The organism is Pseudomonas sp. NPDC098747, from assembly GCF_044760045.1.
Classification (GTDB): domain Bacteria; phylum Pseudomonadota; class Gammaproteobacteria; order Pseudomonadales; family Pseudomonadaceae; genus Aquipseudomonas.
Genome location: NZ_JBIWAL010000004.1, coordinates 184,604 through 206,596 on the forward strand (window position 1 = coordinate 184,604; position 21,993 = coordinate 206,596).

Consider the following 21,993-nt stretch of genomic DNA (forward strand, 5'->3'; position numbering starts at 1 on the left):
TTCATTGGGGTGATACAATTGGGTATTGGTCAGTCGAAGAATAAGTAACCTAACTATTCGCTCAGCGCTAGTTTTCAGGCGCTGAGCAATGTATGCAGAGAAACCATCTAGAGTGGCCAGTAAACTTTAGCGCTGCGCTACCAGTTCGAATCCGGGCCGTGGCTTCGTAGGGAATTGATGCTGAGTCGACGACTATCAGAACAGTGCATGCAAGATGTCGCGCGGGAACCGTTGCCGGGGGACGCTCCTCTGGAGCGTTTCGCGCGGTGCCAGCGAGTATTCATCTCACCTGAAGTAGATTTTTATCAGTTGATTTCTAAGTTTTTCTCAGGATCCAACTTGTGAGCAAATTTCCGCTTTCATACACAATAAAATCATTACTGCTTCTGATGCTCTCACTTATGGGAGCCTGCACTTCAGCCGGCCAGCTAGATAAAAGTAGCGCAGAAGGCGCGACCGGTCGTTACGGGAGCGACTCTTTCACACTGGTTGCGACATCTCCCGCCAACCTTGGATTAACTTTCAAATCACAATACTCGGCAAAGGCTGGTCAGCATTGTGAAAGCCATGTAGAAAACCCAGGAGACAAGATAAAAAAACAGCATCAAAAAACAGATAAGATTGATGAAAAAACTACAGAACAAACTGCAAAATTCAATATCCCGCTTACCTATTACATCGCTGGATGCACCATGGAGTTGGCTCGCATAGACATATCTATCGACGGCCGTTACGGAGTTTCCTCATTGGATATCGGCGGCGATATCGGCGGAATATCTGTGACAGCGGACTCACCTACTGGTGAAGTTACAGCGTCATCTACTGACGACCCCGAGTTCAGAGGTCTATGCAAATGGATGTTTCAGCTTAGTTCTGCAAGAATCGAGAAAGACGGAATTTCAAAAATATTGTCGTGCAGTGCAGCAAATAAAAATTGGAATGTTCCCTCTGGCTATCTTGATCGCGACAAACCTGACGGCACAATTCAACGTTCAAATCTTGAAAACAAAAACGTAAAACTTACCTTCCGTCTATCAAAAGATGAAGAACCAAGCATGGATAATCGGTGGATTAAAACCACCAAGGGATGGAAACCATGCCAGGGCACCGCAACATCAAATAGATGTCAAACACCTCCTATTTTCAAGAAATTCAAAATGAACGACCGGGAATGCATTGTCTACCCAAACTGCATTGAAATGGGAGCTATTAATGATTAATCAAAATTTTTCACGCAGTGCTCGAACTATTTTTTCCTTACCCTACCAATGATGGGTGCATGCAGTTTCGCCGGGTAGATGGCGAAGGAATCGGTTGAAGGTGCAACGAGTTACTACAGCAGAGACCACTTCACGTTAACCGCTACTGTTCCTGCAAATTTTGGCTTTACTTAAAAAGCGCAGTATTCACCTAAGCAGGGTAAACTTGTCAGGTAAACAGTTATGGGTTGGGTGGTTCGGTAACTCGTCAACAACAAAAGTCAAATACGATCGACGCGAAAGACATTGAGCAGACGGCGTCTACAGTCGTCCCGCTAGAGTTTCACATAGCCGATTGTTCGATAGAGATTTCTCGGGTGAGCTACGAGGTCACCGCCACTTACGGACCGGACGATTGGGATCATGGTCTTGAAATGGCGGGTGGGCTTTCTATCAATACCGAAAGCACAGGCAGTGCCTCAGCCCCCTACCCGGATCTTATCGAGCATAGAGGTCTCTGTGCTTGGAGTTTTCAGATAAGCACAGCAAAAGCCAAGAAGGATCAGATTGAAAAATTACTATCTTGTTCTGCAGCAGGCCCTGATTGGAAGGTCTCAGAGAATCGTCTTCAGCGTCGAAAACCAGGCGGGGCATTATTCCGAAACGCCATAGCAAACACAACAATCCATGTGACATTCAAGTTATCAAATGATGAAACCCCCAGTTATTTGCGTTACTGGGTAAAAGTCCCGAAAGGTTGGAAACCTTGTACAGGTCGCTGGAACTCCGGAAGGGAGGAGTTATGCACTACACCGCCTCAATTTAGAACTTTCAAACAGAATGGACGCGAGTGCTCCGTGTACCCTGGCTGTACAGAATAAGGATATTTATGCAGAGCCAAGAAGAATCATTGCTTTTGACTTGGTGGAATACACCAGGCGCAACGTAAACAGGTAAGCTCCACTCTCGTCAGAAAACGGATTTCGGATTCATCACCATGGAATTGCAATTCACCATCACTCCCGAACACACGCAGGCCAGAATCGGCAAACTGGTTGATCAGGAGGTAGTCAAGGATGATCAACTGAGGGCCCGGCTACTTGGCAAGGTGGCTCACCTAGAGGATCGTTTGCTAGCGCCGCTATTTTTTCTACTGGGACTGGGTGGCGGCATGCTGGCCATCTATTTCCCCTCGCGCGAGTTGAGCCCGGAGAAACTCATCTCCATGGCGTTCTTCACAGTGACATACGTTGTCTGCTGGCGGTTCTATTCCGATCGCCTGTTAAACCGTTTGCGCAAACGTATCGCCGATAACCGTGCGAAACCTCGCAAGCGTTTTCACAACGTAAACCGACGCCTGATCGAATCAACGTTACGAACCAAGCTCAAGGCTGCTGAAGGCGCTTATCGCCTGGAGTTCGACGACCGTGGTTTCACCTTGATCAAAATAAAGGGCAAAGGCGCCAAAAGCGGGCTTGCCTGGGAGCAAATTGTGCGCTTCAAGGTAACACCCGATTTCTACTCCGTTGCCTGCGCCAAACTGGACAGTAAGGGCAAGGCCTATCACATCCCTCGACACAGCGGTTTGATGGACTCAGACACGTATCAGCAAGGATTGGGGTTGTTTTTGAGCCTGGTGCCTGTCTCCGCGCTTGAATAGCACACATGAATGCTGCGAAACACGGGTATCGTTCTTGCGTTAACAGGGAAAGATTGGCAGTAAACAAACATCAACGGGTTTTACTAAAGCCCATTACCACTACAGCAAAATAGATCACATGGTGTACCCAAACGATCTGGTGGAATATGCAAGAAACCAGCGCCAAACAAGGGCTAATTAGAAGCGAGTTCTCGCCCTGAGGACCTGACGCTGGCTATTCTGCTTTGCTCAAGCGATTTGATGGGGAGTCCCATCTGACTGCCTGTTAAAAATTGCTGTTGAGTGTCAGGCCGGCGCCTTCCAGTTCAACATCTGCTGCTGCGCAACCTGCAGCAAATCATTGCCGTCCTGAATCAGCAGGTACAACGCATGCGTAATGTGCGGAATGTCCTGAACATCGGCGTGTTTGAAGCAGAGGCAATGCAGGGTTTCGAGTAGGTCGGCCGAGGCGCGGACGCGCTGGACGGCGGCTTCCAGGATGTCTTTGGGGTTGGCTTCGGTGTCGATGAGCAGCGTTGGGCTTTCGGTAACGGTGCTGTTAAGGGCGAGGTAGCGGTTTTGGAGCGGTTTGATAATTGGCATTCTGATTACTCGATTGATTGGAAAGTAACCGCCAACACCGTGACCAAACAGTGGGAGGCGGCCGTGAACAGGCTTGGTCAACCGAGAACAATCAAACTCAGCTCGCCCGAAGGCGTCCTGCACACAGCCGCCACAGCAATGCACTGAGCGAACAACGACGTCCGCGATGCGAATGATGGCATATATGCAATTGATTTTTCTCAGGTGACCAAACCCGAATCGCTGATTTTGCAGCGACACCGAACCATAACCGCCCCACTCCAGCCGCCGAAAGCAGACAAGGCATCTGTCCTTGTAGGAATCCGCACTCCCTTGCGCAGAAATCGACCCGCCCCCTGACAGCCGGCGTTCAGCTCGGTTAACCATCACTTAACGCCGTAGTCAAAAACTCTACTGAACCGCACGCCCTCAGCCGTCCATCGCTGACGCCCAGTGCGGCAGGTTCGGCGAACTACACGCCGAACTCTCATCCGTCGTACGGGAGTCGCACCATGAACATTCGCACGTTACTGCTCACCACCGCCCTCGCCTGCACCGCATTCGCCGGGCTGGCCCAGGCCCAGGCCAATGACGCGTCCACCACGTCCAAAGCCGTGCCTTATCAGTACGGTATGCCGCTGCATGTAGCGAAAGTGGTGTCGCTGACCGAGCCGCCAACCCTGGATTGCAAAGTGATCACTGCCGACATGAAGTACATCGATAACAACGGTAAGCCTGAGGAAATCAGTTATCGGAAATTGTCTGACGCGTGCAGTTATCAAAACTGACGGAAAGCTCTGATTTGCGGCTTTGCGGTAGGCGTGGCGTGTTTTGCGGGGTTATGCTCGGGACCCTTCTCACTGCAGCAAGGATTAGCCATGCAGTTGTCGTTTCGCACGTTGTCGGGCATCACTTCTGTGCTGTGTTTTCTGCTGGCAGTGGTCTGGGGGGTTTTGCGGGATGTGTTGTTGGCAATCTGGAGTATTGAGTATTCCGAGGTCGCGGGTTTTGTCGCGCGGCGCAGTGCGGTGTTGTTCGCAGCGTTGGGGGTGATGTTTTATCTGGTGCGCACGGCACCGCCGTCGCTGGGGCGCAATGCGCTGAGCAACGGGTTTATCGTTGGGTGTTTTGGTTTGGCAGTACTGGGTTTTGCTGAATGGCTGAACGGCCATGCCGGCCCCGGGATTTTGCTCGCGGTGCTGGTCGAGTTCGCGCTGGGCCTTGGGTTTGTGCAGGCCCGGCGCGTGACGGTCGAACTGGGCGAAACGGTGCGTTAAATGGCTCTGGCTCTGGATCGTGGACTGTAATGATGCGGCGACGTTTTTCGCGCAAGATCCAAACGCAGCCCGGCGATCAGTTCATTGATTTCACGACAGCCATTGAGGTGGCTGGCATCGATGTCACTCACGAACAGATCAACTTGGTCAGTCTTGTGATCGCCGAAAACCTTGACGGTCATCGACAGGTCTGGCGACAGCGTGCATTGGCAACGTTTAGGCAGAAAGCTGCTTTCAATGATGTTGCGTAGTTCCAAGGCAGAAAGAAACATGGTGAACCTCTCCTTATTGATGAAACTGCCAATCAACTCTTCACGTTGACCGTTTTTGCTACCCCTGCACGAGTGTGTCCCCGCTGATTCCCTGGATGTAGCAAACGGTGTTACGGCGAAATGCCTCTTGGAGTGTAGGCGCCCGAACCCGGTACGCTGCACCAAATAGACGCATAAAGCATGCCTCTCATCGGATCATTTTGACCCTCGCGAAATCAAGCACTTGGCGACTGAGCCAGCATTAAGCCAGTTGCAAATTGCATGAATCGCCTATCGAGGCACTGCAAATTGCATGTCGGCGGCGGTTTGCATTCAGCGCCGGTGACGGTAAGAATGGCGCTCAATCACACTACACCTGCAAGGAGGCTTTCATGGGTTCTTTACGCACTAACGCGACCACCGGGCTGATTATCGCCAGCCTGTCCACCCTCGCCCACGCGGCTAAACTGGAAGACGTCGCGCCATATCCCAAGGCGGAGACCGGCTTCACCCGCCAAGTCATTCACCTGCCCAAGCAGGACAAGGAGCAGAATTTCCAAGTCGAAATCCTCGCGGGCAAAACCCTTGAAGTGGACTGCAACCTTCAACGCCTCGGCGGGATGCTGGACGAGAAAAACCTCGAAGGCTGGGGCTACCCGTTCTACCGACTGGAAACAGTCATCGGCCCGATGAGCACTAAGATGGCCTGCCCACCCGGCTCGCAGAAGAAACGCGCTTTCGTGCCTGTCGTCGGCGACGGCTTCATGTTGCGCTACAACAGCAAGCTGCCAGTTGTGGTCTACGCGCCGTCGGGCGTCGAAGTGCGTTATCGCATCTGGTCCGCCTCGGACAAAGTCGGCACTGCCATTCAGGAATGACCTGAGCAAGGAGCGTCATCGGTGATTACCTGCCACGTCAGATATGTGATCGATCCGTACCAATTGACCGAGTTCGAGGCTTACGCCAAAGCCTGGCTCGGCATTGTCGAGCGCTTGGGAGGCACTCATCACGGCTACTTTTTGCCGTCCGAGGGTGCCAGCAATATTGCCTATTGCCTGTTCAGTTTTCCGTCACTGGCGGATTACGAAAGCTACCGGCATATCGCGATGACTGACCCGGAGAGCACAGCGCTGGTGGAATCACTGGTCGAGAAGAAATTCATAGTGAGCTACGAACGCAGCTTCCTGCGCCCGTTGCTGCCCTGATCGCCATCACGCCAGTACGCCGCATGCAGCGGCGCTGCTCGGCGACGTGGCGCAGGCTGTCGATTCTGCTCATCACTTCAAGGAACGAACGCATGATGTCTATCGCCCTGCCCCTCACGGCTTTGCTCGCATTTACCGGCTATACCGTTGCAGTGATGCTTCAGGCTGAACAGTCGTTGATCGATTTCGGGATCAGCCTGATGTCGCGGCCGGATACCGCGCAGGTGGTGATTGATCTGTATCTGCTGGCTGCGCTGGCCGGGGTCTGGATGGTCAGGGATGCCCGCTCGCGTGGGCAGACGGTTTGGTCGGTGGTGCCTTATTTGTTGCTGACGGCGGTTTTTGTTTCGGTTGGGCCGTTGTTGTATCTGGTGGTTCGTGGGGTGAGGGAGCGCAGGAAAGCGTTGGATCTAGCTCAGGTGAGCTGATCCGAATTATCGGGTACCCGTCAGATTGCCTTCGCGGGCAAGCCCGCTCCCACAGGTTTCAGCGTTATATCCACTTTTTTGATGTGCCCCCCGTAGGGGTGGGCGACAAAGCTTTGGATCAACGGTGAACGCTCACGAGCAAAGCGCTTGAATTTACCTGCGCCCTGAACACTCACTGTGAATGTAATGCGAAAAAATTGCGCTCTGTGCTTTTCAAAAACAGACATGTCTCTTCGTGGAGCCTTGCCCATGACTATGCGTTCCGTTATGTTCGCCGCCCCGTGGCTACTGGCCGCTGCCCTGTCCAGCCCTTGGGTCATGGCCAGTGGCGATGAAAAGAACCCCGTGCAAAAGCCCGAGTGCCCCAAATGTCAGATCTGGGACAGCAAGACCCAGAAATGCGTGCTGCTCACCAGCGGCTTTTTGCCCAGTGCCAACGTACTGACATCGATTCATCAAGCACCTGAGCACCCATAAACGGAGTCCATCATCAGCGATCAGGCATTCAGAGCAGAACTGGGACAGCACTTGGCACGACTGTGGCGCTACGGTCTGCTGCTGTCGCGCAATCGGCATATGGCCGAGGATCTCGTGCAGACAACGTGTGTGCGTGCGCTGGAGCGCTCTGCGCAATACGTCGCGGGCACCCGCATGGATCGCTGGCTGCTAAGCATTCTGCATTCGATCTGGCTCAACGAAGTACGCGCCCGCCCCGTGCGTCAGGGTGCAGGACAGGTCGATACCGATGGGCAACTGACGGTCGATGGCGAGTACGCAGCGCAGACGCACGTCATGGCGGCGCAGGTGATCCGCCGGGTCGATGCGTTGCCCGAAACTCAGCGCGAAACGCTGTATCTGGCCTATGTCGAGGGCCTTTCGTATCACGAAGTCGCCGAGATTCTGCAAGTGCCGATCGGTACGGTCAGGAGTCGCCTGACCACCGCCCGCCTGAAACTCGCTGAATACCCGCCGCTGCAAGCGGTACCGAAAAGCACCGAAGGAGATCGTTGATGAACACACCTTCGGATGAGCAACTGGTGTCGTATCTGGACGACGAACTCGCCGAGGATTATCGCCGCCAACTCGACGCGGCCATCGCCGACGATCCGCTGCTGAACCTGCGCGTGCAGTGGCTGAACCGTAGCAGCCTGCCGTACAGAAACGCCTACGATGAACTGGCGCAACAGGCACCGCTGGATCGCCTGCAAGCACGACTGGAGGCCATACCTTCGCCAGAAAACCCGGGACTGAGTCGGCGCTGGTTTATCGGTGCTGCCGCCGCAACGTTGGTGGCCGGCGGGGTACTCGCCGACCGCTTGTTTCTCGGCTGGCAGGCGCAGCAAACGCATGAATGGCGCGGTTTGGTGGGCGACTATATGGCGCTGTATGGGCCGCAGACCCTCGATCACTTGCCTGCCGACGAAGCCACACAACGCGCGCAGATTCGCACGGTCAATGCGCGAATTGGCCTGAGTCTTTCGCCTGCCGCGTTGAAACTGCCGGGCGCCGAATTCAAGCGCGCGCAGATGCTCGAATATGACGGCGTACCGATTGCGCAGATCGTTTATCTGGATGCCAGGCACGGGCCATTAGCGCTGTGCATCACCCGCTCAAACAGCGGCAGCCGGCCGCTTGCACATGAACGTCGGCATGAAATGAATGTGGTGTATTGGACCGAGCGCGAGCATGCCTGGATGCTGATCGGCCATGACGCCCCAGCGGCACTGGAAGACAAGGCAAAAATGTTGAAAAGCCGCTTAAGTGCATGACCCTGACTGCTCTATGCTCAGTGAGTGATTTTCCAAGGAGGATTCACCGATGCCCATCTCGTCTCGTACTGCTTTACTGGTGATCGACGTTCAAAACGACTTCACTCCCGGCGGCCAACTGCCGGTGCCTGAAGGCGATCATATTGTGCCGCTGATCAACCGTATCGCTCGCCAATTCAAACAGGTCGTCATTGCTCAGGACTGGCACCCGACCGGTCATGCGTCGTTCGCTTCCAGTCACCCTGGCCGCCAACCCTACGATGTCATTCAACTGCCTTACGGCGAGCAAACCCTCTGGCCCGACCATTGCGTGCAAGCCACACTCGGCGCCGAATTCCACCCGGAACTTGACCTGCCCCACGCCCAATTGATCATTCGCAAGGGCTGCAATCCTGACATCGACAGTTATTCGGCGTTTCTGGAGGCCGACCGTCGCACCACCACGGGGCTCTCGGGATATCTGAAAGAGCGCGGCATCGACACGGTTTACATGGTCGGTCTGGCGCTGGATTTCTGCGTGATGTACTCGGCGCTGGACGCGCGGGCGGCGGGGTTCAATGCGTTTGTGGTGCTGGATGCCTGCCGGGCCATAGATATGGATGGCTCGCTGGCGGCGGCGATGGACCGAATGCAAGGCGCCGGCGTCGGACTTATCCAATCCACCGAGCTCACCTGAACGCAGCTCCACAGGTGTTTTGGTTTCAGGCAGTGGTTGGCAACCACAAGCGGAATCGCGCCCCGCCCAACGGCGAAGACTCGACCGTCAACGTCCCGCCTTGAGCTTCCAAGGCACGCCGACTGATCGCCAGCCCCAGCCCAAAACCACCCGTGGCCCGATCCCGGCTGCGATCCAGTCGATAGAACGGCTCGAAAATCCGTTCGCGCTCATCGTCCGGAATACCGATACCGTCGTCATCCACCCAGATCTCGCAACCGTCGGCATTGACTTGCACGCCGATCTGGATACGTTTTTCGCAGTAACGCATGGCGTTGCGCAGCAGGTTCTGGATCGCCCGGGCGGTCAGTCGTGGATCAAGGGAGAATCGTTCGAGCTGACCGTGCAGCAGTACATCAATCACGATTTCCGGCGACTCCAGCTCTTCGTCGACGCTGCCCAGAATGCTGTCGATGAACTCATCCAGCGACACTTCGACCTGTTCCGGCAACTGCGCCGGGTTCTGCAATCGGCTGTAAGACAGCAACTCCAGCACCAACTCATCCAGCTCACGAATGTGCGCGACCAATCCCAGCAAGCGTTCGCGGCTTGCGGGCGGCAAGTCGTCGGACAGCGCCAGTGCCAGGCCGAAATCCAGGCGCGTCAACGGCGTGCGCAATTCGTGGGACACCGCGTTGAGCAGGTCGCGTTGCTGGTTGAGCAGGTTCTCGATGTCGCCGGCCATGGTGTCGAACACCACCGCCAGGCTACCGATGTTCGAACTCGGGGCGATTTTCGTTCGTTCGCTCAAATGGCCTTTACCGAAGCGTTCGGCGGTGCCTTTGAGGCGTTCCAGATCGCGCCAGTGCGGGCGCAACCACATCAAAAGGCAGGCGAGCAGCGTTGCGCCGATCAAAACGTTGATGCTCCAGTACAGCAGATCGACGTCCATCGGATCCGGCGGCACGATCATTTGCACTGCCATGGTGTCGTCCAGCGGCGCTACTGCGAGGGTGCGCCAGCCCCAGTCGCCAATGCGCACCACGTTCTCGCCGCGCCGCATTCGCTCACGTTCAATGTCAGTGAATTCAGCGTCATCGATACGCGCCAGCACGATGTGCAACGGCTGGAAATCCTTGTCCATCGACGCCGCCAGCGCTGGCCATTGTTCTTGCGGCACCGCACGGAACTGCTTGGCGATCAGCGATTGCAGACCGCGAGAATAATCCAGATTGTAGGTGACAAAGCGATCCCGGAAGGCCATGACCACCAGGTCTGGCACCAGATAAATGGCTGCGCTGTACGAGACAATCGTCACCAGATACAGACGGAACAGGATGCGGAACATCAGCTCAGCATTCCCACTCGGAACGGCTGAACAGATAACCCTTGCCCCACACGGTCTTGATCTTGCGCGCCTCACCGGCGTGGTCATCGAACTTGCGTCGCAACTTGGAAATCGCTACATCCACCGAGCGATCGGTGCCGTTGAATTCTATGCCACGCAGGCGTTGCAGAATCTGATCGCGGCTGAGCACTTCGCCGGCGTGTCGCGCCAGCACCACCAGCAAGTTGTATTCACCGCTGGACAACTCAACCGGCTGATCGCGCCAGGTGACAGTGCGTTCCGACAGGTCGATACACAGATTGCCCATGATGATGCGGTCATTGACCGTCAGCGGCTCGCCGAGGCTGCTGCGCCGTAACAAGGTTCGCACCCGCGCCAGCAACACGCGTGGCTCGCAGGGTTTGGTGACATAGTCGTCGGCGCCCATTTCCAGGCCCAGCACTTGGTCGTGGCTGTCATCGCGGGCGGTGAGCATCAGGATCGGTAGCGTCGCCGAATCGGCGCGCAGCAAACGGCAGACTTGCAGCCCGTCGAGCCCCGGCAGCATCAGATCAAGGATGACCAGATCCGGCGGATTGACCCGCGCCCGTTCACGCACATGGTCGCCACGGCCGATAACGCAGACGGAATAACCGTTGCGTTCCAGGTAGCTGGAAATCAGTTCGGCGAGGGCGGTGTCGTCTTCGACCAAGAGGATGTTGGGCATGGGGTGTTCCAGATATTGCTGTGGAGGATGTCAGGTCCTCTTCGCGAGCAAGCTCGCTCCCACATGGGTTTTGCACCGTTCACAAAACCGATGTGGGAGCGAGCTTGCTCGCGAAAGCGGATTAACAGTCACAAAAGAATTCAAGAGCTTAAGGATATACGCCCTCACCCATCCCTGAGTAAAACCCTTACACAATTTCACACAGCGCCTACAAAGCTTCACCGCTACTCTCGGCAACTGTCCGTAGGATGCGGGCATCAATATTGGGGGTGGTAAATGTCGAACAAACTGCTGGCCGGGCTCGGCCTGATCGCCATGGCGCTGACGCTGAGTGCCTGTGACTCTTCTTCGAAGGCCGAAGAGCAGGCACCGCCAGCAACCGTGCGCATCGAGACCATCCAAGCGCGTCCACTGTCGATCAGCAGCGAACTCAGCGGCCGGATCGCTGCTCCGCGCATTGCCGAAGTCCGCGCCCGCGTGCCCGGCGTTGTACTGCAACGTAACTTTCGCGAAGGCAGCGACGTGAAGAAAGGCGACGTGCTGTTCCGCATCGACCCGGCGCCGTTCAAGGCTGACCTGGACAGTGCCGAAGCCGCGTTGCGCAAGGCCGAGGCCAATGCGTTTCAGGCGAAGTTGCAGGAACAACGCTACGCCCAGTTGATCGACGACAAAGCCATCAGCGCTCAGGATTACGACAACGCTCGCGCCAATACCCGGCAAACGGCCGCCGATGTCGCCGGCAACAAGGCTGCGGTAGAGCGGGCCAAATTGAACTTGGGTTACGCCACCGTCACCGCGCCGATTTCCGGGCGTATCGGCCGCGCGCTGGTCACCGAAGGCGCGCTGGTGGGGCAGAACGAAACCACGCCACTGGCGCTGATTCAGCAACTCAATCCGATCTACGCCGACCTCACCCAGTCGACCCGCGAGCTTAACGAGCTGCGCCGGGCGTTTCGCTCGGGACAGTTGCAGGAAGTGGGTCAGGATCAGGTCGAAGCCACGCTGATCCAGGATGACGGCAGCCTGTATCCGTTGCCGGGCAAATTACTGTTCAGCGACATCACCGTCGACCCGGGCACCGGCCAGATCATTCTGCGCAGCGAGTTTCCCAATCCCGATCTCGACCTGCTGCCCGGCAGTTTCATTCGCGTGCGCCTGCAACAGGCAACTATCCAGAACGGCATCACCGTGCCGCAACGCGCCGTGCAGCGTGACAGCGCTGGTATTGCGCAAGTGTTGACCGTCGATGAGCAAATGCGTGTAGCCGAGCAACCGGTGCAACTGGGCGCGGTGCAGGACAATCGCTGGATCGTCACCGGTGGCCTCAAGCCCGGCGACCGCATCGTTATCGAAGGCCTGCAACACGCACGCCCCGGCGACAAAGTGCAAATTGACGACACCCCTCTTCCACTTGCCCAGACCTCTGGTCAGTAAGCAGGACGCTTTTATATGCCGCAGTTCTTTATCGATCGTCCCGTATTTGCCTGGGTGGTCGCCTTGTTCATCCTGTTGGCCGGTGCGCTTGCCATCCCGCAATTGCCGGTGGCGCAGTACCCCGACGTCGCGCCGCCACAGATCGAAATCTACGCCGTGTACCCCGGCGCCTCGGCGCAGACCGTCGATGAAAGCGTGGTCAGCCTGATCGAAGAAGAGCTTAACGGCGCGGATCACCTGCTCTACTTCGAATCGCAAAGCAGCCTGGGCAGCGCCACGATCAAGGCGACTTTCCAGCCGGGCACCAATCCGGAACTGGCGCAGGTTGACGTGCAAAACCGCCTGAAAGTGGTCGAATCGCGCTTGCCGCAAGCCGTGAACCAACAGGGTTTGCAGGTGGAGAAAGTCTCCTCGGGTTTCCTCTTGCTGATCAGCCTGACGTCCAGCGACGGCAAGCTCGATGACGTTGCGCTCAGTGATTATCTGGCGCGCAACGTGATGAACGAAATCAAGCGTCTGGACGGTGTCGGCAAGGCTCAGCTGTACGGTGCCGAGCGGGCCATGCGTATCTGGATCGACCCGCAGAAGCTCATCGGTTTCAACCTGACACCGGCCGACGTCAACGCCGCCATCGTCGCGCAGAACGCCCAGGTGTCGGCGGGCAGCATCGGTGACTTGCCCGGCCCCTCAACTCAGGAAATCACTGCAACAATTTTGGTCAAAGGCCAGTTGTCGACGCCGCAGGAGTTCGCCGACATCGTGCTCAAGGCCAATCCGGACGGTTCCACCGTGCGTATCGGTGATGTGGCGCGGGTCGAGATCGGCAGTCAGGACTATCAGTTCGGCACACGCCTCAACGGCAAGCCGTCCACCGCTGTCGGCGTGCAATTGTCGCCAGGGGCCAACGCACTGAGTACGGCAACGCTGGTACGAGCGAAAATGGATGAGCTGGCGCGCTACTTCCCCGCCGGCGTGGAATACAAGATCCCGTACGACACCTCCCCGTTCGTCAAAGTCTCGATCACCAAAGTGGTTTACACCCTCGGCGAAGCCATGCTGCTGGTGTTTGCGGTGATGTTCCTGTTTCTGCAAAACGTGCGCTACACGCTGATCCCGACACTGGTGGTGCCGGTGGCGCTGATGGGCACGTTCGCGACCATGCTGGCGCTGGGTTTCTCGATCAACGTGCTGACCATGTTCGGCATGGTACTGGCCATCGGCATTCTGGTAGACGACGCCATTGTCGTGGTGGAGAACGTCGAACGGATCATGGCCACCGAAGGCCTGTCGCCCAAGGAGGCCACGCGCAAGGCAATGACGCAGATCACCGGCGCCATCATCGGCATCACCCTGGTGCTGGTCGCGGTATTCATTCCGATGGCGTTCATGCAGGGTTCGGTCGGGGTCATCTATCAGCAGTTCTCGTTGTCGATGGCGACGTCGATTCTGTTCTCGGCGTTCCTCGCCCTGACCTTGACGCCGGCGCTGTGCGCAACGCTGCTCAAGCCAATTGCCAAGGGCGAGCATCACGAAAAATCCGGATTCTTCGGCTGGTTCAACCGCCGCTTCGAGCAACTGACCGTGCGTTATCAGGGCTGGGTCGGTTATGCGTTGAAACGCACCGGGCGATACCTGCTGATCTACGGCGTGTTGCTGGTGGGTCTGGGGATTTGCTTCATGCGTCTGCCCTCCTCGTTCCTGCCGGTCGAGGATCAGGGTTACACCATCACCGATATTCAGCTTCCGCCCGGCGCGACCAAGAACCGCACGGTGCAAGTGGCCGAACAGCTTGAGGCGCATAACGCTGGCGAGCCCGGCATCAGTGACAGCGTGGTGATTCTCGGTTTCAGTTTCTCAGGCAGCGGACAGAACGCGGCACTGGCGTTCTCGACACTCAAGGATTGGTCGCAGCGCGGCAGTGATGATTCCGCCAGTTCGATTGCCGACCGCGCCAACATCGCCCTGAGTCAAATCAAGGACGCCATGGCGTTCTCGGTTCTGCCGCCACCCGTGGACGGTCTCGGCACGTCGAGCGGTTTCGAGTTCCGCTTGCAGGATCGCGGTGGCCTCGGCCATGCAACGCTGATGCAAGCGCGCACGGAACTGCTGGCAGCCGCGCAGAAAAGTCCGGTGCTGATGAACGTGCGTGAAAGCGCATTGGCCGAAGCGCCGCAAGTGCAACTCGAAGTGGATCGCAAGCAAGCCAATGCCTTGGGGGTATCGTTCGCCGACATCGGCAACGTGCTGTCCACGGCCGTAGGCTCGGCCTATATCAATGATTTCCCCAATCAGGGACGTATGCAGCGCGTGGTGGTGCAGGCTGAAGGCGATCAACGCAGTCAAGTCGATGATTTGCTGAGAATGCACGTGCGCAACAGTGCCGGAAAAATGGTTCCGTTGTCGGCATTCGTCCAGGCCAACTGGATTCAAGGGCCGGCGCAACTGACCCGTTACAACGGTTATCCGGCGATTGCGATTTCCGGCGAGCCGACTCCCGGCCACAGCACCGGCGAGGCCATGGCCGAGATTGAACGCCTTGTCGCACAGGGGCCGACGGGGCTGGGACAGGAATGGACCGGCCTGTCATTGCAGGAACGGTTATCCGGGAGTCAGGCGCCGATTCTGCTCGGCCTGTCGCTGCTGATCGTGTTCCTGTGTCTGGCGGCGCTGTATGAGAGCTGGTCGATTCCGACCTCGGTGTTGCTGGTTGTGCCGCTAGGTGTGCTCGGCGCGGTACTGGCGGTGACGCTGCGCGGGATGCCCAACGACGTGTTCTTCAAGGTCGGGTTAATCACCATCATCGGGCTGTCGGCGAAGAACGCGATTCTGATCATCGAGTTTGCCAAGAGCCTGTACGACGAAGGTCATGACCTGATCGACGCCACACTGCAAGCCGCGCGTTTGCGCCTGCGCCCGATCGTGATGACGTCGCTGGCGTTCATCCTCGGCGTGGTGCCCCTGGCGATTGCCACCGGCGCCAGTTCGGCAAGCCAGCAAGCCATCGGCACCGGGGTGATTGGCGGGATGATCACAGCGACATTGGCGGTCATCTTCGTTCCGGTGTTCTTCGTCGTGGTAATGAAGATGGTACAACGCTTCCGCAAACGTCCCTGACCCTGTGGGAGTTGGCTTGCCAGCGATGGCGACGCAACGGACAAATTGATGTTGCCTGTCCTGATGCTATCGCTGGCAAGTCAGCTCCCACAGGTACTTTCGTAAACTCCACGCTGTCGCCACCGCAGGCAGCGCTGGGCTAGAGTGTCTACACCACACTGGCCCATCGAGTCCACATGCGCTTTCTAGCCCGCACCCACCCTCGCCTTTCCGCCGCGGCCCTGTTCGGCCTCGCCGCCGGTCTCTTGATCCCGGCTGATTCCATCGTCAGTAAAATCCTCATCGGCTGGAACGCGGGCGTATGGACCTACCTGATTCTGATGTTCTGGCTGACCGCGCGCTCCAAGGCGCCGGACGTCAAACGTATCGCCGAAGTCGAAGATGAAAATGCCGGCCTGGTGTTGTTTGTGGTGTGTATTGCCGCGCTGGCCAGCCTCGCCGCCATCACTCTCGAACTGGCCGGCATCAAGGATCTCGACACCACTCAAAAACTGCTGCACTACGGCTTCACCGCCCTGACGGTGATCGGTTCGTGGCTACTGATTGGGGTGATTTTCTGTGTGCACTACGCCCGCCTGTTTTACACCTGGGACGGCAAGGAGCCGGCACTGCGTTTTGCCGAAGGGCTGACCACGCCCAACTACTGGGACTTCCTGTACTTCTCGTTCACCATCGGCGTAGCGGTACAGACAGCAGATGTCGGCGTTGCCACGCGAGACATTCGCAAAATCGTCCTCGCACAGTCGCTGATCGGGTTCGTTTTCAACACAGCGATTCTCGGATTTTCCATCAATATCGCCGCAGGTTTGTTCGGCTGATGCGTGCATGGGTTGGCTGATTCCGAGCGCCGCCCGTCAGTATCTGGCGGATATCACACGATCCTTCACTTGACGGCCGATTAGGTTCTGGTGTTTCCTGAAACCGGTTTCAGCGCTACACCAGCGACTGAACCTGATAAATCCAATAATAAGGTTTCAGACCGTGAACGACTTCTCCGCCGCCCAGCGCAGCCGCGTCACCATGCTCGATGTCGCTGAGCGCGCTGGCGTATCCAAAGCCAGCGTCTCGCGTTTCATCGGCGACGACCGCGCCCTGCTCTCCGATGCCATTGCTTCGCGCATCGAACAAGCCATCAGTGAACTCGGCTATCGGCCAAACCAAATGGCCCGCGGACTCAAGCGCGGGCGCACTCGCCTGATCGGCATGCTGGTGGCGGATATCCGCAACCCCTACTCAATTGCCGTGATGCACGGGGTGGAAACCGCGTGCCGTGCGCATGGTTACAGCCTGGTGGTGTGCAACACCGACCGTGATGACGAGCAAGAGCGCCAGCATCTGGCGCTCTTGCGCTCGTACAACATCGAAGGGCTGATCGTGAACACACTCGGCCATCACCGTGACGAGTTACACGAACTCCACCGTGAGATGCCGTTGGTGCTGGTGGATCGCAAGGTCGACGGGCTCGACAGCGACATGGTGGGCCTGAACAACCCTCAGGCAGTGGCAATGGCCATCGCCCACCTTGAACAACGCGGCTATCGCGATGTGTTGCTGGTAACCGAGCCGTATGACGGCACCAGTTCGCGGATCGAACGGGTCAGCAGTTTTCAGTCGCAGATAACGCAGCGCTCCGGATTGATCGGGGCGGTGGTGGAAACCGGCGACGATCTGCAGAAGCATCTTCAAACCTTTTTAAACAAACCCGATGTCGGCCCGAAAGCGCTGTTTTGCGCCAATGGCGTGGCGGCGTTGGCCGCCACTCATGCGTTGCGCAAGATCGGTTCGCGGTTGTTCGAGGACGTAGGGCTGATTGCCCTGGATGATCTGGATTGGTATCCACTGGTTGGCAGCGGGATTACTGCGCTTGCCCAGCCGACGCAGGAGATTGGTGCGCGGGCTTTTGAGTGTTTGCTCAGGCGGTTGCGTGGGGATGATGAGGCGGCGCGGGTGGTGGATTTTTCGCCGGTGCTGGTTGAACGGGGTTCCACCCTCGGTGGTTTTGCAGTGATCGATCGGGCCCCATCTCTGGCAAGCCAGCTCCCACAGGTTTTGTGAGCGACATGTACCTTGTGGGAGCTGGCTTGCCAGCGATGAGGCTCGCCAGAACAACACAGCACTGACTGATATTTTTTTGAACAAAAATGAAACCGGTTTCAGAGGTAAATAACAATGAATAAACCTGCCGTTTCCATCAGCCTGTCCAGCTACGGCGCCGAGCTTGTGCGCCAGCGCGGGCAAGACTTTTTTATCGACGTGCTGGCTGCTGCCGGGGCCGATCGTATCGAGTGGCGCGAAGAGTTACTGACTCGCGAGAACCCCGCGCAGTTGAGCGCAGCCGCCCAGGCGCTGGGCCTGCAGAGTATCTATTCCTCGCCGACCGAACTGTGGCTGGCCGGCCAGGCGCGCCCCAATCCTGAATTGATCACCGCCCTGCAACACGCCGAGGCGTTCGGTTCGAAATGGCTGAAAGTTTCCCTCGGCTACTTCACCGACAATTGCGATCTGACGGTTTTGCAGCAACTGCTTGGCAACAGTTCGGTGCAACTGCTGGTGGAAAACGACCAGACGCTGCACGGCGGGCGGATCGAGCCGTTTCAACGCTTCTTCACGGCTGTTGAACAGCACAACTTGCCGATCAAAATGACCTTCGATATCGGTAACTGGCAGTGGCAGGACCAATCCGCCACCAATGCCGCACGCCTGCTCGGTCGGCACGTCGGCTACGTGCACTGTAAAGCCGTGGCCCGGCGCGCCGACGGCAAACTGGTGGCCGTGCCGCCCGCCGCCAGCGACCTGCAATTGTGGGAACAGCTGCTGAGGCACATGGCCCAAGGCGTCATGCGCGCCGCTGAATATCCGTTGCAAGGCGATGATCTCGTGGAGTTGACCACCGAACACGTCGCCACCCTCGCCCGCCTCGGGCAATCGCGTCTGGAGCCTGCTCATGTCTGAGATCGATATTCTGTCGTTCGGCGAGACCATGGCGATGCTGGTGGCCGAGCAAAGCGGTGATCTGGCGCAGGTCGAGCACTTCCATAAACGTATTGCCGGCGCTGACAGCAACGTGGCGATCGGACTGTCGCGTTTGGGTTTCAACGTCGCGTGGCTGAGTCGCGTAGGCAATGATTCGCTCGGCCGTTTTGTCGTCGACACCTTGGCGCGCGAGGGACTGGATTGCCGCCAGGTTGAAGTCTGCAACACGCATCCAACCGGCTTCCAGTTCAAATCCCGTTGCGATGATGGCAGCGATCCGCAGGTCGAGTATTTCCGGCGTGGTTCGGCGGCCAGTCATCTCTCGCCGCAATCGATCACGCCTGAACTGCTGAACGCTCGACATCTGCATGCCACCGGCATTCCCCCGGCGCTGTCAGGCACCGCGCGGGAGATGTCATCCGAACTGATGACCCGCATGCGCAATGCCGGGCGCAGTGTCTCGTTCGACCCCAATCTGCGCCCGAGCCTGTGGGCCAGCGAGCGCGAGATGATCCGCGAGATCAACCGCCTCGCCGCCCTCGCCCATTGGGTGCTGCCGGGCTTGAGCGAAGGGCGTTTGCTCACCGGGTTTGAAGACCCGGCAGATATCGCTGCGTTTTATCTCGATCAGGGCGCTGAAGCGGTGGCGATCAAGCTCGGGCCGCAGGGTGCCTATTACCGCACGCATCTGGATCAGGGCTTTGTTGCCGGGGTGCCGGTGGCCAATGTTGTCGACACGGTCGGCGCAGGTGACGGGTTTGCGGTGGGCATGATCAGTGCCCTCCTGGAGCACCAGAGTTTTGCCGAGGCGGTGCGGCGCGCGAACTGGATTGGCAGTCGGGCGGTGCAGAGTCGCGGGGATATGGAGGGGTTGCCGACCCGGGCTGAACTCACTGACGAATTTGAGGACGCCTTCGCGAGCAAGCTCGCTCCCACACATTTTGTGTGCACCACGGACACTGTGGGAGCGAGCTTGCTCGCGAAGAGACCAGCCTAGTCACCACAAAATTTGAACCTGCTGCGACAAAAACAACAAGCTCAGGAGCAACACCCATGAAAACTGCAACCCTCGCCGCCCGCCGCTGGTGGTACATCATGCCCATCGTGTTCATCACCTACAGCCTGGCGTATCTCGATCGCGCCAACTACGGTTTCGCGGCCGCGTCCGGTATGGCCAAAGACCTGATGATCACCCCAGGCCTGTCGTCATTGCTCGGTGCACTGTTCTTCCTGGGCTACTTTTTCTTCCAGGTACCCGGCGCGATCTACGCGCAAAAACACAGTGTGAAGAAACTGATTTTCGTCAGCCTGATCCTTTGGGGCGGGCTCGCGACGTTGACCGGCGTGGTCAGCAACGCCTACTGGCTGATCGTCATCCGCTTCATGCTCGGCGTGGTCGAAGCGGCGGTGATGCCGGCGATGCTGGTTTATCTGTGCCACTGGTTCACCCGCGCCGAACGCTCGCGGGCCAACACGTTCCTGATCCTCGGCAACCCGGTGACCATGCTGTGGATGTCGGTGGTGTCGGGTTATCTGGTGCAACACTTCAGCTGGCGCTGGATGTTCATCATCGAAGGTTTGCCGGCGGTGCTCTGGGCGTTTATCTGGTGGAAACTGGCTGATGATCGTCCGGCACAGGCCAAGTGGCTCAGCGACCAGGAAAAACTGGATCTGGAAAGCGCTTTGGCCGCCGAACAGGTCGGCATCAAAGCGGTGAAGAACTACCCCGAGGCGTTCCGTTCGCCGAAGGTGATCATTCTGGCGCTGCAGTTTTTCTGCTGGAGCATCGGCGTCTACGGCTTTGTGTTGTGGCTGCCATCGATCCTCAAGGCCGGCGCGCAAATGGACATGATCGAGGCCGGCTGGCTGTCGTCGCTGCCTTATCTGGCGGCGGTGATCGGCATGCTGGTGGTGTCGTGGGGCTCGGACAAATTGCAAAAACGCAAACGCTTCGTTTGGCCACCACTGTTGATTGCTTCCATTGCGTTCTACGGTTCCTACGCGCTCGGTGCGGAACATTTCTGGTGGTCGTACACGCTGCTGGTGATCGCTGGCGCCTGCATGTACGCGCCTTACGGGCCGTTCTTCGCAATCGTGCCGGAGATTCTTCCGGCCAACGTCGCCGGTGGCGCGATGGCGCTGATCAACAGCATGGGCGCGCTTGGCTCGTTCGGCGGCTCGTACCTGGTGGGTTACCTGAACAGCTCGACCGGTTCGCCCAGTTCTTCGTACCTGCTGATGAGCGGCGCGCTGCTGCTGTCGGTGGTGCTGACGATTTTCCTCAAGCCCGGCGCCAGTGATCGCGTCGTGGCCAAAGCCGTCGCCACGCGTGCCGTGCCGGCTCACTCCTGAAGAGATTTTTGCCATGAAAAAACAGGTCGTGCTGTACAAGAAACTCTCGCCCGCGCTGATGGCGCGCCTGCAAGAAAAGTTTGATGTGACGCTGATCGAAAGCCTCGACGCCGACGGCCTCATGCAACTGCGCGACGCCCTGCCCCGCGCCCACGGTTTGCTCGGCGCCAGCCTGAAACTTGATGCCGCATTGCTCGATCTGGCACCGCAACTGCAAGCGATTGCCAGTGTTTCGGTGGGCGTCGACAACTACGACATCGAGTACCTGACCCGTCGCAAGATTCTGCTGACCAACACCCCGGACGTACTGACCGAAACCACCGCTGACACCGGCTTCGCGCTGATCCTCGCCGCAGCCCGGCGTGTGGTCGAACTGGCGAACATGGTGCGCAGCGGTCAGTGGCAGCGCAACCTCGGCCCTGCGCATTTCGGCACTGATGTGCACGGCAAGACGCTGGGCATCATCGGCATGGGCCGGATTGGCGAAGCGCTGGCGCAGCGTGGTCATTTTGGGTTTGGCATGCCGGTGATTTATCACAGCCAGTCGCGTAAACCGGCAGTCGAGGCACGTTTCGATGCGCAGTACCGCAGCCTTGAAGATTTGCTCAAGCAAGCCGATTTCATCTGCCTGACCTTGCCGCTGACATCCCAGACCGAAGGATTGATAGGCGCCGAGCAATTCGCGTTGATGCGCCCGGAGAGCATTTTCATCAACATCTCGCGCGGCAAGGTTGTTGACGAGGCAGCGATGATTGACGCACTGCGCCAGCAACGGATTCGTGCGGCGGGGCTAGATGTGTTCGAGCGTGAGCCGTTGAATCAGGATTCGCCGTTGTTGCAACTGGATAATGTGGTGGCGACGCCGCATATGGGTTCGGCGACCCATGAAACGCGCGAAGCGATGGCGCGGTGTGCGGTGGAGAATCTGTTGCAGGCTTTGGGTGGGGAGAAGCCTTTGAATCTGGTGAATCCGGCGGCTTGGCAGGGCTAAAAAATTAACTGACTGTCAGTTCGCTTTCGCGAGCAAGCTCGCTCCCACAGTGGATCTTCAGTGTTCACAA

At 57.7% G+C, this 21,993-nt stretch carries 24 protein-coding genes; 19 read left to right on the forward strand and 5 right to left on the reverse strand.

Annotated elements, in window-relative coordinates; all coding sequences use genetic code 11:
* Positions 1-341 precede the first annotated feature (341 nt).
* On the forward strand, positions 342-1,220 hold the full coding sequence (locus tag ACIQVE_RS04110) for a hypothetical protein (protein ID WP_402804821.1): 879 nt from the start codon (positions 342-344) through the stop codon (positions 1,218-1,220).
* A gap of 976 nt (positions 1,221-2,196) precedes the next feature.
* Positions 2,197-2,859, forward strand: coding sequence for a hypothetical protein (locus ACIQVE_RS04115; protein WP_402804823.1), 663 nt, complete (start codon positions 2,197-2,199; stop codon positions 2,857-2,859).
* Positions 2,860-3,144: 285 nt separating this feature from the next.
* Here ACIQVE_RS04115 and ACIQVE_RS04120 read toward each other — a convergent pair whose 3' ends face one another.
* A complete protein-coding gene (locus tag ACIQVE_RS04120; RefSeq protein WP_402804824.1) occupies positions 3,145-3,441 on the reverse strand; it encodes a hypothetical protein in 297 nt (98 codons plus the stop codon).
* A 491-nt stretch (positions 3,442-3,932) separates the two neighbouring features.
* On the opposite strand from ACIQVE_RS04120, the gene ACIQVE_RS04125 reads away from it, so the two are divergent.
* Positions 3,933-4,208, forward strand: a complete 276-nt coding sequence (locus ACIQVE_RS04125; protein WP_402804825.1) for a DUF2790 domain-containing protein — start codon at positions 3,933-3,935, stop codon at positions 4,206-4,208.
* A gap of 90 nt (positions 4,209-4,298) precedes the next feature.
* Positions 4,299-4,697, forward strand: coding sequence for a hypothetical protein (locus ACIQVE_RS04130; RefSeq protein ID WP_402804827.1), 399 nt, complete (start codon positions 4,299-4,301; stop codon positions 4,695-4,697).
* Here ACIQVE_RS04130 and ACIQVE_RS04135 read toward each other — a convergent pair.
* Positions 4,694-4,969 (reverse strand): DUF1652 domain-containing protein, encoded by a 276-nt coding sequence (locus ACIQVE_RS04135; RefSeq protein WP_402804829.1) that lies wholly within the window; start codon positions 4,967-4,969, stop codon positions 4,694-4,696. The two genes, ACIQVE_RS04130 and ACIQVE_RS04135, sit on opposite strands and share 4 nt — an antisense overlap.
* Before the next feature lie 371 nt (positions 4,970-5,340).
* Here ACIQVE_RS04135 and eco point away from each other — a divergent pair, with 371 nt between their 5' ends.
* The 3 genes from eco to ACIQVE_RS04150 all read left to right on the forward strand — a co-directional run bounded on the left by eco (position 5,341) and on the right by ACIQVE_RS04150 (position 6,581).
* On the forward strand, positions 5,341-5,826 hold the full coding sequence (eco, locus tag ACIQVE_RS04140) for a serine protease inhibitor ecotin (protein WP_402804831.1): 486 nt from the start codon (positions 5,341-5,343) through the stop codon (positions 5,824-5,826).
* Positions 5,827-5,847: 21 nt separating this feature from the next.
* Positions 5,848-6,153 (forward strand): NIPSNAP family protein, encoded by a 306-nt coding sequence (locus ACIQVE_RS04145; RefSeq protein WP_402804833.1) that lies wholly within the window; start codon positions 5,848-5,850, stop codon positions 6,151-6,153.
* Between the two features lie 92 nt (positions 6,154-6,245).
* Positions 6,246-6,581, forward strand: a complete 336-nt coding sequence (locus tag ACIQVE_RS04150) for a DUF2834 domain-containing protein (RefSeq protein WP_402804835.1) — start codon at positions 6,246-6,248, stop codon at positions 6,579-6,581.
* Between the two features lie 20 nt (positions 6,582-6,601).
* On the opposite strand, the gene ACIQVE_RS04155 is transcribed toward ACIQVE_RS04150, so the two are convergent.
* Positions 6,602-6,808 (reverse strand): hypothetical protein, encoded by a 207-nt coding sequence (locus ACIQVE_RS04155; protein WP_402804836.1) that lies wholly within the window; start codon positions 6,806-6,808, stop codon positions 6,602-6,604.
* A gap of 22 nt (positions 6,809-6,830) precedes the next feature.
* Here ACIQVE_RS04155 and ACIQVE_RS04160 point away from each other — a divergent pair, with 22 nt between their 5' ends.
* The 4 genes from ACIQVE_RS04160 to pncA are packed head-to-tail and all read left to right on the forward strand — an operon-like array spanning position 6,831 to position 9,026.
* Positions 6,831-7,058, forward strand: a complete 228-nt coding sequence (locus tag ACIQVE_RS04160; protein WP_402804837.1) for a hypothetical protein — start codon at positions 6,831-6,833, stop codon at positions 7,056-7,058.
* 39 nt (positions 7,059-7,097) lie between these two features.
* Positions 7,098-7,592 (forward strand): RNA polymerase sigma factor, encoded by a 495-nt coding sequence (locus tag ACIQVE_RS04165; RefSeq protein WP_402804909.1) that lies wholly within the window; start codon positions 7,098-7,100, stop codon positions 7,590-7,592.
* Positions 7,592-8,350, forward strand: coding sequence for an anti-sigma factor family protein (locus tag ACIQVE_RS04170; RefSeq protein ID WP_402804839.1), 759 nt, complete (start codon positions 7,592-7,594; stop codon positions 8,348-8,350). The genes ACIQVE_RS04165 and ACIQVE_RS04170 overlap by 1 nt, the downstream gene beginning before the upstream one ends.
* Positions 8,351-8,399: 49 nt before the next feature.
* A complete protein-coding gene (gene pncA, locus ACIQVE_RS04175; protein WP_402804841.1) occupies positions 8,400-9,026 on the forward strand; it encodes a bifunctional nicotinamidase/pyrazinamidase in 627 nt (208 codons plus the stop codon).
* 25 nt (positions 9,027-9,051) lie between these two features.
* On the opposite strand, the gene ACIQVE_RS04180 is transcribed toward pncA, so the two are convergent.
* Complete coding sequence (locus ACIQVE_RS04180; protein WP_402804843.1) at positions 9,052-10,353, reverse strand: ATP-binding protein; 1,302 nt, start codon at positions 10,351-10,353, stop codon at positions 9,052-9,054.
* A gap of 4 nt (positions 10,354-10,357) precedes the next feature.
* Positions 10,358-11,059: a response regulator gene (locus tag ACIQVE_RS04185; protein ID WP_402804845.1), complete on the reverse strand. Its 702-nt coding sequence runs from the start codon at positions 11,057-11,059 to the stop codon at positions 10,358-10,360.
* 276 nt (positions 11,060-11,335) lie between these two features.
* Between ACIQVE_RS04185 and ACIQVE_RS04190 the strand changes: the two genes are divergently transcribed.
* The 8 genes from ACIQVE_RS04190 to ACIQVE_RS04225 all read left to right on the forward strand — a co-directional run bounded on the left by ACIQVE_RS04190 (position 11,336) and on the right by ACIQVE_RS04225 (position 21,923).
* Positions 11,336-12,493 carry an efflux RND transporter periplasmic adaptor subunit gene (locus ACIQVE_RS04190; protein ID WP_402804847.1) on the forward strand — a complete coding sequence of 386 codons (1,158 nt, stop codon included), beginning with the start codon at positions 11,336-11,338 and terminating at the stop codon, positions 12,491-12,493.
* Positions 12,494-12,508: 15 nt separating this feature from the next.
* Positions 12,509-15,607, forward strand: a complete 3,099-nt coding sequence (locus tag ACIQVE_RS04195) for a multidrug efflux RND transporter permease subunit (protein WP_402804849.1) — start codon at positions 12,509-12,511, stop codon at positions 15,605-15,607.
* A 176-nt stretch (positions 15,608-15,783) separates the two neighbouring features.
* Positions 15,784-16,425: a DUF1345 domain-containing protein gene (locus ACIQVE_RS04200; RefSeq protein WP_402804851.1), complete on the forward strand. Its 642-nt coding sequence runs from the start codon at positions 15,784-15,786 to the stop codon at positions 16,423-16,425.
* Between the two features lie 163 nt (positions 16,426-16,588).
* Positions 16,589-17,662, forward strand: coding sequence for a LacI family DNA-binding transcriptional regulator (locus ACIQVE_RS04205; RefSeq protein ID WP_402804853.1), 1,074 nt, complete (start codon positions 16,589-16,591; stop codon positions 17,660-17,662).
* 114 nt (positions 17,663-17,776) lie between these two features.
* Positions 17,777-18,559: an AP endonuclease gene (locus tag ACIQVE_RS04210; protein ID WP_402804854.1), complete on the forward strand. Its 783-nt coding sequence runs from the start codon at positions 17,777-17,779 to the stop codon at positions 18,557-18,559.
* Positions 18,552-19,577 (forward strand): sugar kinase, encoded by a 1,026-nt coding sequence (locus ACIQVE_RS04215; protein ID WP_402804856.1) that lies wholly within the window; start codon positions 18,552-18,554, stop codon positions 19,575-19,577. Before ACIQVE_RS04210 ends, ACIQVE_RS04215 begins: the two co-directional genes overlap by 8 nt.
* A 56-nt stretch (positions 19,578-19,633) precedes the next feature.
* Positions 19,634-20,932: an MFS transporter gene (locus ACIQVE_RS04220; RefSeq protein WP_402804858.1), complete on the forward strand. Its 1,299-nt coding sequence runs from the start codon at positions 19,634-19,636 to the stop codon at positions 20,930-20,932.
* 13 nt (positions 20,933-20,945) lie between these two features.
* A complete protein-coding gene (locus tag ACIQVE_RS04225) occupies positions 20,946-21,923 on the forward strand; it encodes a 2-hydroxyacid dehydrogenase (RefSeq protein ID WP_402804859.1) in 978 nt (325 codons plus the stop codon).
* Positions 21,924-21,993 lie beyond the last annotated feature (70 nt).

Excerpts from the sequence above, each read along its gene's own strand:
- eco (WP_402804831.1), top strand. The coding sequence starts at position 5,341 with ATGGGTTCTTTACGCACTAACGCGACCACCGGGCTGATTATCGCCAGC.
- ACIQVE_RS04170 (WP_402804839.1), top strand. The coding sequence starts at position 7,592 with ATGAACACACCTTCGGATGAGCAACTGGTGTCGTATCTGGACGACGAA.
- pncA (WP_402804841.1), top strand. The coding sequence starts at position 8,400 with ATGCCCATCTCGTCTCGTACTGCTTTACTGGTGATCGACGTTCAAAAC.
- ACIQVE_RS04160 (WP_402804837.1), top strand. The coding sequence starts at position 6,831 with ATGACTATGCGTTCCGTTATGTTCGCCGCCCCGTGGCTACTGGCCGCT.
- ACIQVE_RS04225 (WP_402804859.1), top strand. The coding sequence starts at position 20,946 with ATGAAAAAACAGGTCGTGCTGTACAAGAAACTCTCGCCCGCGCTGATG.
- ACIQVE_RS04200 (WP_402804851.1), top strand. The coding sequence starts at position 15,784 with ATGCGCTTTCTAGCCCGCACCCACCCTCGCCTTTCCGCCGCGGCCCTG.
- ACIQVE_RS04190 (WP_402804847.1), top strand. The coding sequence starts at position 11,336 with ATGTCGAACAAACTGCTGGCCGGGCTCGGCCTGATCGCCATGGCGCTG.
- ACIQVE_RS04155 (WP_402804836.1), bottom strand. The coding sequence starts at position 6,808 with ATGTCTGTTTTTGAAAAGCACAGAGCGCAATTTTTTCGCATTACATTC.
- ACIQVE_RS04120 (WP_402804824.1), bottom strand. The coding sequence starts at position 3,441 with ATGCCAATTATCAAACCGCTCCAAAACCGCTACCTCGCCCTTAACAGC.
- ACIQVE_RS04150 (WP_402804835.1), top strand. The coding sequence starts at position 6,246 with ATGATGTCTATCGCCCTGCCCCTCACGGCTTTGCTCGCATTTACCGGC.
- ACIQVE_RS04125 (WP_402804825.1), top strand. The coding sequence starts at position 3,933 with ATGAACATTCGCACGTTACTGCTCACCACCGCCCTCGCCTGCACCGCA.
- ACIQVE_RS04130 (WP_402804827.1), top strand. The coding sequence starts at position 4,299 with ATGCAGTTGTCGTTTCGCACGTTGTCGGGCATCACTTCTGTGCTGTGT.
- ACIQVE_RS04180 (WP_402804843.1), bottom strand. The coding sequence starts at position 10,353 with ATGTTCCGCATCCTGTTCCGTCTGTATCTGGTGACGATTGTCTCGTAC.
- ACIQVE_RS04215 (WP_402804856.1), top strand. The coding sequence starts at position 18,552 with ATGTCTGAGATCGATATTCTGTCGTTCGGCGAGACCATGGCGATGCTG.
- ACIQVE_RS04135 (WP_402804829.1), bottom strand. The coding sequence starts at position 4,969 with ATGTTTCTTTCTGCCTTGGAACTACGCAACATCATTGAAAGCAGCTTT.
- ACIQVE_RS04210 (WP_402804854.1), top strand. The coding sequence starts at position 17,777 with ATGAATAAACCTGCCGTTTCCATCAGCCTGTCCAGCTACGGCGCCGAG.
- ACIQVE_RS04195 (WP_402804849.1), top strand. The coding sequence starts at position 12,509 with ATGCCGCAGTTCTTTATCGATCGTCCCGTATTTGCCTGGGTGGTCGCC.
- ACIQVE_RS04115 (WP_402804823.1), top strand. The coding sequence starts at position 2,197 with ATGGAATTGCAATTCACCATCACTCCCGAACACACGCAGGCCAGAATC.
- ACIQVE_RS04220 (WP_402804858.1), top strand. The coding sequence starts at position 19,634 with ATGAAAACTGCAACCCTCGCCGCCCGCCGCTGGTGGTACATCATGCCC.
- ACIQVE_RS04185 (WP_402804845.1), bottom strand. The coding sequence starts at position 11,059 with ATGCCCAACATCCTCTTGGTCGAAGACGACACCGCCCTCGCCGAACTG.